At 64.8% G+C, this 14,863-nt stretch carries 8 protein-coding genes and 1 pseudogene; 4 read left to right on the forward strand and 5 right to left on the reverse strand.

Translation table 11 applies throughout. From position 1 onward, the window contains the following. Positions 1-3: 3 nt before the first annotated feature. The 4 genes from AC0L3X_RS15055 to AC0L3X_RS15070 all read left to right on the forward strand — a co-directional run bounded on the left by AC0L3X_RS15055 (position 4) and on the right by AC0L3X_RS15070 (position 4,710). A complete protein-coding gene (locus tag AC0L3X_RS15055; protein ID WP_063984545.1) occupies positions 4-486 on the forward strand; it encodes a cytochrome c-type biogenesis protein in 483 nt (160 codons plus the stop codon). Between the two features lie 128 nt (positions 487-614). Next, positions 615-1,958, forward strand: coding sequence for a methyl-accepting chemotaxis protein (locus AC0L3X_RS15060; RefSeq protein ID WP_063984544.1), 1,344 nt, complete (start codon positions 615-617; stop codon positions 1,956-1,958). A gap of 219 nt (positions 1,959-2,177) precedes the next feature. Continuing rightward, positions 2,178-3,755 carry a Do family serine endopeptidase gene (locus AC0L3X_RS15065; RefSeq protein ID WP_028149896.1) on the forward strand — a complete coding sequence of 526 codons (1,578 nt, stop codon included), beginning with the start codon at positions 2,178-2,180 and terminating at the stop codon, positions 3,753-3,755. Between the two features lie 274 nt (positions 3,756-4,029). Beyond that, positions 4,030-4,710 (forward strand): response regulator transcription factor, encoded by a 681-nt coding sequence (locus AC0L3X_RS15070; protein ID WP_063986547.1) that lies wholly within the window; start codon positions 4,030-4,032, stop codon positions 4,708-4,710. Between the two features lie 84 nt (positions 4,711-4,794). Here the strand turns inward: AC0L3X_RS15070 and AC0L3X_RS15075 are convergent, their stop codons facing one another. The 5 genes and pseudogenes from AC0L3X_RS15075 to AC0L3X_RS15095 form a co-directional block, all read right to left on the reverse strand. Next, positions 4,795-5,145 carry a hypothetical protein gene (locus AC0L3X_RS15075; RefSeq protein WP_085402745.1) on the reverse strand — a complete coding sequence of 117 codons (351 nt, stop codon included), beginning with the start codon at positions 5,143-5,145 and terminating at the stop codon, positions 4,795-4,797. Further along, a pseudogene (locus AC0L3X_RS15080) lies at positions 5,142-7,683 on the reverse strand (arylsulfatase). Before AC0L3X_RS15080 ends, AC0L3X_RS15075 begins: the two are co-directional and overlap by 4 nt. Before the next feature lie 133 nt (positions 7,684-7,816). Continuing rightward, the gene (locus AC0L3X_RS15085) at positions 7,817-9,238 is read right to left on the reverse strand and encodes an HlyD family type I secretion periplasmic adaptor subunit (protein ID WP_231144434.1); all 1,422 of its coding nucleotides are present in this window, start codon (positions 9,236-9,238) and stop codon (positions 7,817-7,819) included. Continuing rightward, a complete protein-coding gene (locus AC0L3X_RS15090; RefSeq protein ID WP_085402748.1) occupies positions 9,225-11,423 on the reverse strand; it encodes a type I secretion system permease/ATPase in 2,199 nt (732 codons plus the stop codon). Before AC0L3X_RS15090 ends, AC0L3X_RS15085 begins: the two co-directional genes overlap by 14 nt. A gap of 246 nt (positions 11,424-11,669) precedes the next feature. After that, positions 11,670-14,831: an AIDA repeat-containing protein gene (locus AC0L3X_RS15095; RefSeq protein WP_283018550.1), complete on the reverse strand. Its 3,162-nt coding sequence runs from the start codon at positions 14,829-14,831 to the stop codon at positions 11,670-11,672. Between the last annotated feature and the right edge of the window lie 32 nt (positions 14,832-14,863).

Below are 14,863 nucleotides of genomic sequence, written 5' to 3' on the forward strand. Positions count from 1 at the left end.
CCGATGCGGCGGATGATGGTCACGATCGTTGCGCTCACGCTGCTGGCTTTGCCCGCCGCCCACGCCGTGCAGCCCGACGAGATCATGTCGGATCCCGCGAAGGAGGTGCGCGCCCGCGACCTATCGCGCGAGCTGCGCTGCATGGTCTGCCAGAACCAGTCGATCGACGATTCCGACGCGCCGCTGGCGCGCGATCTGCGGCTGCTGGTGCGCGAGCGGATCGCTGCCGGCGACAGCAATTCGCAGGTGCTCGACTTCCTGGTCGCGCGCTATGGCGAGTTCGTGCTGCTCAAGCCGCGCTTCGAGCGGCAGACCGTGTTGTTGTGGCTGCTCGCGCCGCTGCTGCTGATCGGCGGCGGCCTGGCGCTCTGGCTGCAAATCCGCCGGCGCGCGCGAAGCGGTGCAGACCTACCAGCTCCGCCGCTCACGCCCGAGGAAGAGGCTCGGCTCGCAGCCTTGATGTCGGACGAGACGAAGTCGTCCTAGCGACTTCAAGTCGTCCCGGCCTACGTAATGATACGTAGGCCGTCTGCGGCCGCGTGTTTCATGCTCTGTTGACCTTTGTCTGGAAGCTTGTCGCGAAATTCGATTCCAGATTTTTGAGTCCTCAGCCGATGTTCACGAACAGCAATCTGACGATCCGCTTCCTGGTCGGCGCCGTCGTCGCTGCATTATTGTTCCTGCTGGGCATCGGCGGCGGCACCGGCTTCGTCGCGGTGCTCTACCTCAACAACGAGATCACCAGCCTGTCGTCGGATTTCGCCGCGCTCAGCGGCCCCGCGCGCGAGCATGCAATGCTGATCTACCAGCAGGCGCAGGCGGCATTCTCCTATTTCCTGATCGCCTGCGGCGTGATCGCGGTGGTCGCTGTCGCGATCTGCCTCACCACCTGGTTCGCTGTGCGCAACGGCATCCTCAATCCGCTGGCGGCGATTGTGCACGCCATGCGTGAGGTCGCCGATCAGAAATTCGAGACGCCTGTTCCGGGTCTCGGCGGTACCAACGAGATCGGCCTGCTCGCCGGCGCACTGGAAGTGTTCAAGACCAACGGCTTGGAGCGGCGGCGCCTCACCGAGCAGCAATTACACGAAGCGCAGCATCAGGCCGAGCGGTCGAAATTCCTGGACGCCCGGATCAAGCGCTTCAACGATCTCGTTGCCAGCGTGGTCGACAGCGTGGCGTCCTCGGCCGCGCACCTGAAGAGCAATGCCGAAACGCTGTCACGTACGGCCAACGACACGAGCTCCAAGGCCAATGCAGTCGCGAGCGCGGCGAACCAGGCCAGCGCCAGCGTGCAGATCGTCGCGGGCTCGGCCGAGGAGATGACGAACTCGATCGGCACGATCAGCCGCCGCGTCACCGACGCGACGCAGCGTGCCGAAGGCGCGGCGACGCAGGCCGAGAAGAGCCGCGACACCATCCACACGCTGTCGGATGCCGCCGACAAGATCGGCGAGGTCGTGCAGCTCGTGCAGGCGATCGCCTCGCAGACCAACCTGCTGGCGCTCAACGCCACCATCGAGGCGGCGCGGGCAGGGGACGCCGGCAAGGGTTTTGCCGTGGTTGCCTCCGAAGTGAAGAGCCTCGCGCACCAGACCAGCAAGGCGACGGAGGAGATCACCTCGCACGTCGCCAGCATCCAGGGCATCACCGCGGAGACGCGCGGCGCGATCGACGGCATCTCGAAGACGCTGTCGGAGATCTCGTCGATCATGTCGGGCATCGAGGTCGACACCGCCCAGCAGCGCAACGCCACGCAGGACATCACCCGCAGCGCGCAGGATGCCGCGCATGGAACGCTGGACGTCTCCAACCACATCGTCCAGATCACCTCGACGTCGGCGGAGACCGGCCGCATGGCGGCCGAAGCGCGCGATTCCGCCGTCGATCTGTCGCAGCAGGCCAAAACCCTGAAGCGTGAAGTCGACGAATTCATCGTCAGCGTGAGGGCGAGCTGATCTCGCCAAAGGCGTGTTCGACGCTCGTCAGGGGAACTCGATTAAGTTCCTGTAAGGCCACGACTTTCGGCGTGCGATAAACTGCCGCAACGGCGCGACCCTTCATTACAAAAGTTTAACCCCGCCGCCAGCGCACGGTAAGGCGGGAGCCCCCATCTTCATGTCCGTAACGTGCTGCCATCCGGCACCGAAAGAATTCAAGGCCTTGGAGATTCCTGCATGACCGACCGTCCCGACCTTACGAACCTTCCGTCCTACCGGCCGCCCCGCCGGTCGGTTTTCTCCGCGCGCAGGATCGCGCTGATGGCTTCGGTCGTCGCTGGCCTCGGGATTGCCGTCCACGGCTTCAGCCCGTCGACCTCGCCGAGCGAGCTGTTCTCCAGCCCGGCGCATGCGCAGGTCAACAACGAGGTCCGGAAGGTTGAGCGTCCGGTCGGATTCGCCGACATCGTCGAGCGCGTGAAACCGTCGGTGATCTCGGTGAAGGTCAACATCAAGGAGAAGACCGCAAGCAACGACGATGGCGACGATTCCTCCTCGCCGTTCCAGCCGGGCTCGCCGATGGAGCGGTTCTTCCGCCGCTTCGGCGGTCCGGATGGTTTCCCGGGCCAGAAGGGTGGCCGCGGCCGCGTCGTGCAGGGCCAGGGCTCCGGCTTCTTCATCTCCGCCGACGGTTTTGCCGTGACCAACAACCACGTGGTCGACGGCGCCGACAAGGTCGAGGTCACGACCGACGACGGCAAGACCTATACCGCCAAGGTGATCGGCACCGACCAGCGCACTGACCTCGCCCTCATCAAGGTCGAGGGCAGCTCGAACTTCCCGTTCGCCAAGCTCGCCGACAGCAAGCCGCGGATCGGCGACTGGGTGCTCGCGGTCGGCAATCCCTTCGGCCTCGGCGGTACCGTGACTGCGGGCATCGTGTCGGCCAGCGGCCGCGACATCGGCAACGGTCCCTATGACGATTTCATCCAGATCGATGCGCCCGTGAACAAGGGCAATTCCGGTGGTCCCGCTTTCGACACCAACGGCGAGGTGATGGGCGTCAATACCGCGATCTACTCGCCCTCCGGCGGCAGCGTCGGCATCGCGTTCTCGATTCCCGCGAGCACCGTGAAGAGCGTGGTGGCCCAGCTCAAGGACAAGGGCTCGGTCAGCCGCGGCTGGATCGGCGTCCAGATCCAGCCGGTGACGTCCGATATCGCCGACAGCCTCGGCATGAAGAAGGCTGAAGGTGCGCTGGTGGCGGAGCCGCAGGCGAACGGTCCGGCGGCGAAGGCCGGCATCGAGTCCGGCGACGTGATCACCTCGGTCAACGGCGAATCCGTCAAGGATGCCCGCGAGCTTGCCCGTACCATCGGCGGCATGGCGCCCGGCGCGACCGTGAAGCTCAACGTGTTGCACAAGGGCCAGGACAAGGTCGTGAACCTCACCCTCGGCCAGCTGCCGAACACGATCGAGGCCAAGGCCGACACCGACAAGGATAGCGGCAAGGGTGCGAGCCGTGGCACCGACGTGCCCAAGCTCGGCATGACCGTCGCGCCCGCCGACTCCGTCGCCGGCGCCGGCAAGGAAGGTGTCGTGGTCACCGAAGTCGATCCGAAGAGCGCCGCGGCCGAACGCGGCTTCAAGGAAGGCGACGTCATTCTCGAAGTCGGCGGCAAGAGCGTGAGCACCGCCGGCGAAGTCCGCGACGCCATCAACACGGCGCGGACCGACAACAAGAACAGCGTCCTGATGCGCGTGAAGAGCGGCGGCCAGTCGCGCTTCGTCGCCGTGCCCATCGCCAAGGGCTAAGCCGTCAGGAGGTCTACGAGATGAGGGGTGTCGCCGGCATCAGTCGCCCCCGCCGCCGACGCCCTTCGGGGGAGCAGCGTAAGGCCCGCTCCCCCAGCCTACCTTCCGGTGGAATTACGCCCCCCTCCGTCGGAAGGCCTAGGGCGGTGAGGTCCCCCCAGCTTCACCGCCCGCCTTTTTGCCTACCCAAGTCCCGTTTGCTTGGCTTGCATGCGATTGCCGCTCGCGCCATGTTCAGAGAAGGTTGACCCCCTTGACCGCCGCCGAACGCACGATGCGCCTCCTCATCATCGAAGACGACCGCGAATCCGCCGACTATCTCGTGAAGGCGTTTCGTGAAGTCGGACACATTGCCGACCACGCCGCCGACGGCGAGGAAGGCCTCGCCATGGCCGAGAGCGGCGATTACGACGTGCTGGTGGTCGACCGCATGCTGCCCAAGCGTGACGGCCTGTCCCTGATCGGCGCGTTGCGCGACAAGGGCGACTCGTCGCCGGTGCTGATTCTCTCCGCGCTCGGGCAGGTCGACGATCGCATCAAGGGTCTGCGCGCCGGCGGCGACGACTATCTGCCGAAGCCTTATTCCTTTGCCGAGCTGCTGGCCCGGGTCGAAGTGCTGTCACGGCGCCGCGGCGGTCCGGCCGAGGACACGCTCTACCGCGTCGGCGATCTCGAGCTCGACCGGCTGTCCCATCGCGTCGCCCGCGGCAAGGACGAGCTGACGCTCCAGCCGCGCGAATTCCGCCTGCTCGAATACCTCATGAAGCATGCCGGCCAGGTGGTGACGCGCACCATGCTGCTGGAGAACGTCTGGGACTACCATTTCGATCCGCAGACCAACGTGATCGACGTGCACATTTCGCGGCTGCGCTCCAAGATCGACAAGGGTTTTGAGCGGCCGCTGCTGCACACGATCCGCGGCGCCGGATACATGATCCGGGATGGGATACGTTAAAGCTTTGGATACTCTTCAATACGCAAGGCACTGAGCCAGAAGAATTTTGAAGCTTCCCCGGAAACGGCGGGGTCGATGAGAAATTCAGCGGTCGCGGCTTTGCGAGCCGCCGCGCATCAAGAGCGTGGTCAGGATTAGATGAAGGACGACTGCCGGCCACAGAAGGACGCCGCTCAATCCACCTGCGAAACCGAGGTAGGCCAAATATAGGGTGATGGCTCCGTTGTAGATCAACATGCCCGGCAGTGGCGGCCACCCTGGCCAACAGGCGATCCCCAAGGCAATCAGCGCAATGCCGGCGACACGCGCGACCGGCGTTGCGACACCGGAAAGCTGCTCGCCCAGCAACAACTGGCCAACCAGCGACGGCGCGATCAACAGCGCCAATCCCGTTGCAGCTTCGCTGATGGCGGCGAACGCCAATGCGCCTTTCATTTCTTCCCAACGTTCGCGGGTGGCTTTTGAGACTTCGACTCTTCAATGGGATCCGGCTCCGGCGCTGGCATAGGTCCAAGTTCTGCCTTGGCTTGCGCTGGGTCCTTCAACTCAGGTCCGAGCTTGAACGTCAGCTTGTTGATCTTGCCCGTGAACTTGAACGGAGGATCGTAGCGATACTCGAGCATCGCGACCCCGGTGCGGGTGTCCTGGCCGACGTCGAAGGTCTCGTCCTCGGGGAACGTGATCGGCGTACCGTGTTCTATGGATTTCCGGTCTACTTCCTTGCCATCCACTGAAAGTACGCCTGTACCGCCCTTGCCCAATCCCGGCCCATCCGACTTGAAGTCGAAGACGATGGTGTGCTTGCCCGCGGTCAACTCCGGTCCCGACCAGACCGTGCGCTTGAGGTTGAGCAGGTTGTAGAGGAACACGGGCTTACCCCGCCGAAGGCCCGCCACACCCTTGCTTAGAAGTAGCCCGTAGCCGCCGAAACGTCCGCCTTCGGTGACGATCATCCCTTCAGCGCCGCCGTTGGGAATCTCAACCTCGGCGGTGATGGTATAGGACTTGTTGAGGATGCTCGGCGCGGCGCTAGCCGGCACACCGGTCAGTTCGCCCGAATAGGTGAATACCGTCTGCCCAGCCGTCAGGCTTGGGCGCGGCGTATTCCAACGCGCGAGCGTCGTGTTATCGAGCGGCAGCACGTTGTACTTCTTCGCCTCGACATCAAAGACGGCTTGCAGCTCCTTGACCTTTCTCCGGCATTTTGGCGGCCAGATCATTGAACTGAGTGGGGTCTTCCTGGACGTTGTAGAGCTCCCACTTGTAGCCCGTGATCACATCTGGCGGGGGCGCGCTGCTTAGCTCCCATGGAAGCGTGATCGGCGTCGTGGCCGCCACCCACCCATCGTGATAGATGGAGCGATTGCCGAGCATCTCGAAATATTGGGTCGTGTGCGTCGTCCTGGCATTGGCGTTCGCCTTGTCCCATGTGTACGCCATACTCACCCCTTCCATGGGGCTCTGTTTGATACCGTCGATCGTGTCAGGTTGCGAAATGCCGGTTGCTTCGAGGATGGTCGGGGCAATATCGATGACGTGATGGAATTGGCGACGGATGCCTCCGACATCGTTGATATGGCCGGGCCAGGACATGGCGACGCCTTGGGCGGTCCCGCCAAAATGCGACGGCACCTGCTTGACCCACTTGAATGGAGTGTCCATCGCCCACGCCCAGGGCGCGGCAAAATGCGGGAAAGTCTTGTCCGAGCCCCAGAACGGATACCAGAGGTACTGAGCCTTCACCGGCACCGGGACGCCATTGAAGGTCGTGAACTCGTTGGGCGTACCGTTGATCATGCCTTCGGCACTCGCGCCGTTGTCGCCGCCGATGTAGATAATCAACGTGTTGTTGAGCTCTCCGAGGTCTTCGACGGCTTGAATGACGCGGCCGATCTCATAGTCGGTGTAGGCAAGGTAGGCGCCATAGACATCTGCCTGCTTGATGAAGAGCTTCTTCTCCAACTCGCCGGTAGAATCCCATTGCGGCAATTCCTTCGGCCATGGCGTCAGCCTGGCGTGGTCGGGCATGATGCCCAACCGCTTCTGGTTGGCGAAGATCGTCTCCCGCAGCTTGTTCCAGCCTTGGTCGAACAGGTGCATGTCGCTGATCTTCTTGATCCAGTCCGGCGTCGGATGATGCGGCGCGTGCGTGCCGCCGGGCACGTAATAAACGAAGAACGGCTTGTCGGGCGCGATCTCCTTGAGCTGTTTCATGTGCTGGATGGCTTCGTCGGCCATCGCGGTCGTCAGGTTCCAGCGGGGATTGTCCTGGAATGGATAAATCGCTGTGGTGTTGCGGAACAGATTCGGCTGCCACTGACTGGCATCGCCGCCGACAAAACCATAGAAATACTCGAAGCCCATGCCATTGGGCCATTGATTGAATGGCCCCGCCTGGCTCGATTGATATGAGGGCGTGTTATGGTTCTTGCCGAACCACGAGGTGGCGTACCCGTTCGCCTTCAGGGTGGTGCCGATGGTGCCCTTCTCGATCGGAATGATCGAGTCGTAACCTGGGAATCCCGTCGATATTTCGCCGACGACTCCGAAGCCGACCGAATGATGATTGCGGCCGGTGATGAGCGCCGCCCGCGTCGGTGAGCACAGCGAGGTGGAATGAAAATTGGTGTAGCGCAGGCCCTGCGCAGCGATACGAACCATCGCGGGCGTGGGGACAACGCCGCCGAAGGTGCTCGGCGCTCCGAAACCTTGGTCGTCGGTCATGATGAGCAACACATTGGGCGCGCCCTTCGGCGGTACGACACGCGGTGCCCACCACGCCTTCGACTCCGAGGCTCTCTCGTTGATGACCCCTCCGAATTCTGGAGGCGGCGGCGGAAGCAGCTTGCCGTCAATTGTCGTCGTGGCTGCGGGCGAGCCTGGGGTGCCCGTGACCTGCTGAGCCGACGCGGAGATGCAACCGAGGGCGAGAATACTTGCTGTGGTCGCAAGGGTGCGGCAACGGATTTTCATATTCCGACCTCCCGCAGTCCATTTGGCGGGTTGAGGCTGTCACCGCTAACCGATACCTGCTTGATTTAGGTCAAATGTGCCGGTTGGGCTGGGCCAGAGATCCCGATACCATCCCGCCGGATTCGCGGCCGTCTCACCGCTCCCGCAAACTCTCCTGCCCATAGCGGATCAGCGGCGACACCACATAGCTGATGATCTTCCTTGTGCCGGTCTTGATCTCGACGGTTACGGCCATGCCGGGCGCGAGGTTGACGGTGCGGCCGTCGATGTCCATCTGCGAGCGGTCGAGCGAGACGCGGGCGGAGTAAACCAGCTCCTGGCCCTTGGGTTCACTGGATGATGTGTCGGTGCCGGCCGGCGTGTCGCCGGGCTTTTCCGGCGGTTTCTGGCGGACGATGGCGTCCTGGGAGACGCTGAGCACCTTGCCCTGGCGCAGGCCGTAGCGGGTGAAGCTGAAGGTGTCGACCTTGATCGCGGCTTCCTCGCCGGGATTGACGAAGCCGATGTCGCGGTTCGAGATCATCGCCTCGATCTCGAGGCCGCCGCTGGTGGGCACCACCACCATCAGCGTCTGGGCCGGCGTCACCACGCCGCCGACCGAGTGCACGGCGAGCTGCTGGACGATGCCGTCCTCCTGCGCGGCGAGGCGCAGCAGGCTGGTGCGCTGCTCGGCCTTGACGATGTCCTGGCGCAGGCCAGCCGCCTTCTGCTCGGCTTTCGCAAGCTCGTCAAACAGGCCGCGCTGATATTCCGCCTCGGTGCGCCGCAGCGTCTCCTCGATGCCTCCAACGGCGGCATCGGCCTCGGCATAGTGGCTCTTCTGGACCAGCAATTCCTGCTGTTGTGCGACCAGGTCCTGCGTTTCCGTGAGGTATTGCAGTTTGGAGCCGAACTCGCGGTCGACGAGATATTTTCGCACATCGACCCGCTGCTGCATGATGGGGATCAGGGCGCTGATCTTGCCGATCGTGGCCTCGCTGGTCGAACGCTCCGCTTTCTTCTGCGTGCCCTGCCATTCGAGCGAGGTGATCTTGGACGCCTGCTCGGCGGCCTGCGAGGCCAGGAAACGCTTTGCGGTGCGGATCTGATCGGAGGTCGCGCGCGCGGGCGCGATGAATTTGGCGGGATCACCGCCGGCAAGTGCGGCGTGCAGACGTGCGATGTCGAGCTCGCTCGCCAGCAGATCGCTCTGGAGATGGCCGAGCTCGGCCTGGCTCATGGTGGGATCGAGCTCGATCAGGAGGTCGCCGGCCTTGACGCGCTGACCGTCCTGCACGTGGATGGCGCGCACGACCGCGGTCTCGAACGGCTGGATCACCTTGGTGCGGCCGTCGGGGACGATCTTGCCGGTCGCGGTCGCGATGATGTCGATCGTGCCGATGCTGGCCCACACCAGCGCGATCAGAAACACCGCCGAGATCGACGCGGAGATGGCGCGGCCGATCGGCGAAGGCGGGGTCTCGACGATCTCGAGCGCCGCGGGGAGGAACGCCAGTTCGTCGCGCGTCCGCGTCGGGCTGCGCAGCGAGGCCATCATCGCCTTAGCCGACTTCATGGATGCCTGCCTGGACACGATGCAGCGTGGCGTAGCGGCCGCCGCTGCGGATCAGCTGGTCGTGCGAACCGTCCTCGACGATACGGCCACGCTCCACGGTGATGATGCGGTCCGCGGTACGCACGGTCGACAGACGGTGGGCGATGATCAGAACGGTACGGCCCGCCGTGATCTCGCGCATGTTGTGCTGGATGATGCGCTCGCTTTCATAGTCGAGCGCGCTCGTTGCTTCGTCGAAGATGAGAACGCGCGGATTGGTCGTTAGCGCGCGTGCGATCGCGATGCGCTGGCGCTGGCCGCCGGACAGCGTGCTGCCGCGCTCGCCGATGACGGTGTCGTAGCCATCCTGGAGTTCGAGGATGAAATCGTGTGCGCCGGCGAGCTTCGCTGCGGCGACGACGCGCTCCATCGGCAGCGCGGGGTCGGCGAGTGCGATGTTGTCGCGCACCGAGCGGTTAAACAGCATGTTCTCCTGCAGCACGACGCCGACCTGCCGGCGCAGCCAGGTCGGGTCGACCGCCGCAAGGTCATTGCCGTCGACCAGCACGCGGCCGCTCTCGGGGAGATAGAGCCTCTGGATCAGTTTTCCGAGCGTGCTCTTGCCGGAGCCGGAGGTGCCGACGATGCCGACGATCTGGCCGGCCGGAATCTTCAGGGTGATGTCGCTCAGGATCTGCGGTCCGTCGACGCGATAGCGGAAGCCGACATGCTCGAAGGTGATGTCGCCACGGATGGCAGGCAACGCCGCGCGACCCGGGCGATGGGTCGGCTCGGGCACGGTGTTGAGGATGTCGCCGAGCCGCTCGACCGACAGCCGCGCCTGGTGGAAATCCTGCCAGAGCTGGGCGAGCCGAAGCACCGGTGCGGTGACACGTCCCGACAGCATGTTGAAGGCGACGAGCTCGCCGACCGTGAGGTTACCGTCGATGACCAGCTTGGCGCCGAAATAGAGCAGGATCGCCATGTTGATCTTGCTGACGAACTGAACGGCCTGGCTTGCAACATTGCCGAGATTGACCACGCGAAAGCTCGAGGCGACGTAGCCGGCAAGCTGCTCTTCCCAGCGCTTCTGCATCTGCGGCTCGACCGCCATCGCCTTCAAGGTCTCGACGCCGGTGACGCTCTCGACAAGGAACGACTGGTTCTCCGCGCCGCGCTTGAACTTCTCGTCGAGACGGTAGCGGAACAGCGGCGTGGCGCCGGCCGAGATGACGATGTAGAGCGGGAACGACGCCAGCACGATCGCGGTCAGCAGCGGCGAGTAGAACGCCATCAGGCCGAGGAAGACGAAGGTGAAGAACAGGTCGATCACCAGCGTCAGCGCCGAGCCGGTGATGAAGTTGCGCAAATTCTCCAGCTCGCGCACCCGCGCGACCGTGTCGCCGACCCGCCGCGCCTGAAAATAGGACAGCGGCAGCGCCAGCAGGTGGTGGAACAGCCGCGCGCCGAGCTCGACGTCGATGCGGTTGGTCGTGTGCGAGAACAGGTAGGTGCGGAGCGCGCCGAGCACGACCTCGAAGATCGAGATCGCGACGATGCCGGCGACCAGCACATCCAGCGTGCCGAGGCTGCGATGCACCAGCACCTTGTCGATCACCACCTGGAAGAACAGCGGCGACACCAGCGCAAAGATCTGGAGGAAGAACGAGGCGAGCAGCACTTCGCCGAGCAGGCCGCGATAGCGGTTGACCGCGCCCATGAACCAGGTGATGTCGAAGCGCCGCGACAGATCGGCGAGGCCGGCGCGCTTGGTCATCAGCACGATGCGGCCGTCCCAGAGCACCTCGAACTGCGCCTTGGTCAGCATCTGCGGCCGCGGCGAGCCCGGATATTGCACGATGGCCTTACCGTCGCCGGCCTTGCCGAGGATCAGGAAGCCGCCGTCGCGCAAGGGGACGATGGCGGGCAGCGGCGTCTTGTCGAGCCGGTCCCAGCTCGTCTTCACCACGCGCGCCTTGATGTTGAACTGCCTGGTACAGCGCAGCATCTCGGTGGTGCCGATCACGGTGACGCCGAGCTGATGGCGGAGCTGCTCCGGCTCGGCGGGCACCCCGAGGAATTGGAGCATCATGACGAGCGCGGTCAGGCCGGGGTCGGCCGGCGGCTTCGGCACGGCCTGCACCGGCGGCTCCTTCGGCTGCTCTTTGGCGGCCGGGTCGCGTGAAATGGTCTCGTTCGGGCTCATTGGAAGCAAATATCCGCGGTCATCGGGTCCGGACGATTTCACGGACGGGTGTCCCGCCGGTCGGCAGGGCGGCCGATAGCTAACGCGGCTATGTTACGGTTTGATAACTATGTCGGACCGCTCACATAACGGTCGGATTTGGCGTTCTGCGGCGGGATGCGGGACGGCGGGAGGCAAGTTCACCTCCCGCCGCGATCGCATGACGCACCGGGGCGGGGACCCCGGTGCGCAGATCGTGTTGGCCGATCAGCCGTGGCTGGCCAGCGTGGGCTGCTGCTGCGTCGTGTCCGAAGACACGAGGCTGCTCTCGCCGGCATCCGGGACGATGCTCGCCGATTGCTGCACCAGCAGCGACAGCGAGATCGCCGATCCGCCGTGGCCGTCGTCGGTGACGTTGAGCTCGGTGCCGGACTGAACGCCCGCGAACTGGTAGGTGTGGCTGCCCGAGTTCGTGGCGAGCGTCAGTGTCGTACCGTCGAAGGTGAACGACGAGACCGACGTGTTGAGCAGGTCGATCGTGTCGCCGAGTTCGAAGTTCGACACCGTGCCGGTCAGGCCGGACGCGTTTTCGAGCGTCAACGTTGCAGCCGAGCCGGCGAAGTCGACGCCGTTCTGGACGCCTCCGGCGAAGACATGCTCGACCCCGCCCGCAAGGTGGGTGTTGTCGGCGGTGCCTGCGACGTCGAGTTCGCCGCTGTTGAGCGTCGTGCCGGACGCCGTTCCGATCACGAACCCGACCCCGCCGTTGATCGTCGTGGACGCGGCCGAGCCGCCGGCGTCGACATAGAGCAGACCGCCGCCGTTGACCGTGGTCGCCGTCACCGATCCGCCCGCGCCAATGTACGAATTGCCGCCGTTCTCGATCACGGTGTTCGCGGCGATGCCGCCATCCAGCACCTGCTGATTGCCGCTGAGGTTCGTGCCGGAGACGGTGGCGTGGTAGACGTCCTGGAAGCCGCCAGCCGCAACGATCGTGCCGGTCGCGCTGCCGCCGTGGTAGACGTGCTGCGCGCCGCCGTTCTTGACGGTCACACCGGTCGCGACGCCGCCGCCCAGCGAGTTGCCGCCGCCGACCGAGCCGCCGGTCGCCGTGCCGTCGACATACTGGAAGCCGCCGTCGATCACGGTGTCGCTGGCCGACCCGCCGGCATCGATGTATTGGAAGCCGCCGGTTTTGACCAGCGTGCCGGCGCTGGTGCCGCCATCGCCGACATATTGGTAGCCGCCGCCATAGACCGTGGTGTCGATGGCCGTTCCGCCCGCCAGCACCTGCTGGTTGCCGCTGAGGCTGACGTTGGTGACGGTCGAATTCGAGTAGACGTCCTGGTAGCCGCCGGCCTCGACCGTCGAACCGTTGGCGCTGCCGCCGAAGTAGACGTGCTGCTGGCCGCCCGCGTGAACGATGGTGTCGTTCGCGGTGCCGTAGTCGTACTGCACGCCGCCGCTGCGGATGTTGGTATGCTCGGTGGTCGCGCCGTTGAGGACGTCGACGACGCCGCCATTGCCGATCGTGATCTGGCCGGAGACGTTGCCGCCGGTGACGACATCGAGAGTGCCGTCGCCGAGCACGACATAGCCCTGCGAGGTCGTCGACGCGCCCGTGACCGAAACCGCGCCGGTCGAGACCAGCGTCGGCGCCGCGAAGACGGTCGAGGTGCCGGCGTTGCCGGCTGCATCGGTGGTCTTGGCGGTCAGGTTGTTGGCGCCTTCCACCAGCGTCAGGCCGGCGAGGCTCCAGGAGCCGTTGGCGCCAGCCGTGGTAGTGCCGACCAGGGTGGCACCGTCATAGACCGAGACCAGAAGGCCGGCTTCGGTGGTGCCGCTCACCGTGAAGGTGGGCAGGTTGGCGGTGTCGAGCGTCACGCCGGTGACGCCGACGGCCGGGGCAACCGTGTCGACGGTCACGTTGATCGCGGAGGCGGCATCGCTCACGGCGCCGGTCGTATCGGTGACCTTCGCAGTGATGGCGTGGGCCGCGTTGCCGAGCAGGCCGGTCTGGATGTCGACGTAGCCGCGCGCGATGTCGGCGAGCGAGAGCGTGACTGCCGAGCCGATCGCGGTCTGGCCGTCGAACAGCTGCACGACGTCGCCGGCAAAGTTGCTGCCGGTTGCGATGCGGACCGTCAGGTTGGTGTCGTTGGTGCTGGCGCCGTTGGCGAGCGCGCCGCTGTTGGGCGAGACGTCATCGGTGACCGACACGATGGTCGGCGCGGTCGGGGCGTTCGACAGGTTGAAGACCTGCGCGGTGATGCCGTAGGAGGAGTTGTCACCAAGCGTCTGGCTGAAGTCCTGCCAGCTGATGACGAAGCCGCCATTGGCGAGCGCCGAGACGGTCGGATAGTACTGATAGCTGTTGGTCTGCGAGTTGACGATGTACTCGCCGCCGATCTTGTTGCCGGCCGTATCATAGACCTGCGCCTTGATGCCGGAGCCGCTGCCGTCGGCCGTTCCTTCGTCCGACCAGGTCACGACGAAGCCGCCGCCGGTCAGTGCGGTGATGCTCGAAAAGCCCTGGTTGCCGCCGGTCTGGGTGTTGACCTGGAATTCCGAGCCGACCTTGCTGCCGCCAGCCGTGAAGACCTGCGCGCGAATTTCGCCGCTGGTGTCCTCGAAGCTGATGACGAAATTGCCGTTGGCAAGACCGGTCACGCCGGCAACCATGCGGCTGTTGTAATAGGCGGTGTCGACGGTGAATTCGGAGCCGACCTTGGTCGCGCCGCTCGCACCCGGGTGGAACACCTGACCGCGGACTTCCCAATTGCCGGTGCGGAAATCGTTCCAGGTGACGACGAAGTCGCCGTTGCTGAGCGTTGCGATCGAGGCGCGCTCCTGATCGAAGTTGGCGCTGGCGGAGTTGACGAGGAATTCGGAGCCGACCTTGGCGCCGTTCGCGTCATAGACCTGGGCCTTGATGTCGGGCGCGACGCTGCCCTGGTTGGTCCAGGCGACGACGAAGCCGCCATTGGGCAGGCCGGTGATGGCCGGCGTATTCTGGTTGTTGGCGGTGACGGAGTTGATCAGGAATTCGCCGCCGACCGGGGCGCCGTTCGCGCCGTAGATCTGGGCCTTGATGTCGCCGCTCGTGGAGTTCTGGTCCTGCCAGGAGACGACGAAGCCGCCGTTGCTGAGGCCGGTCACGACCGGGGAGGCCTGCGAGCCGTTGGTCTGGGTGTTGACCAGGAATTCGCCGCCGACCTTGCTGCCGTCCGCGGCATAGAGCTGGGCATGGACGGCGGAGCCGCTGGCGTCGCCGAGCGTGCTGCTGCCGCTGGTGGAGCCGGCGAGGCCGTCCTGCCAAGTGACGACGAAGCCGCCATTGGTGAGGCCGGTAATGGAGGGATACCACTGGCTGCCAGCCGTCTGGCTATTGACCTGAAATTCGGTACCCATTTTTACGACGGTGGTCATAACATACCTCAAGTGATGCTAAAGAGAGCGCT

It is taken from the genome of Bradyrhizobium sp. MI1.7, from assembly GCF_055811795.1.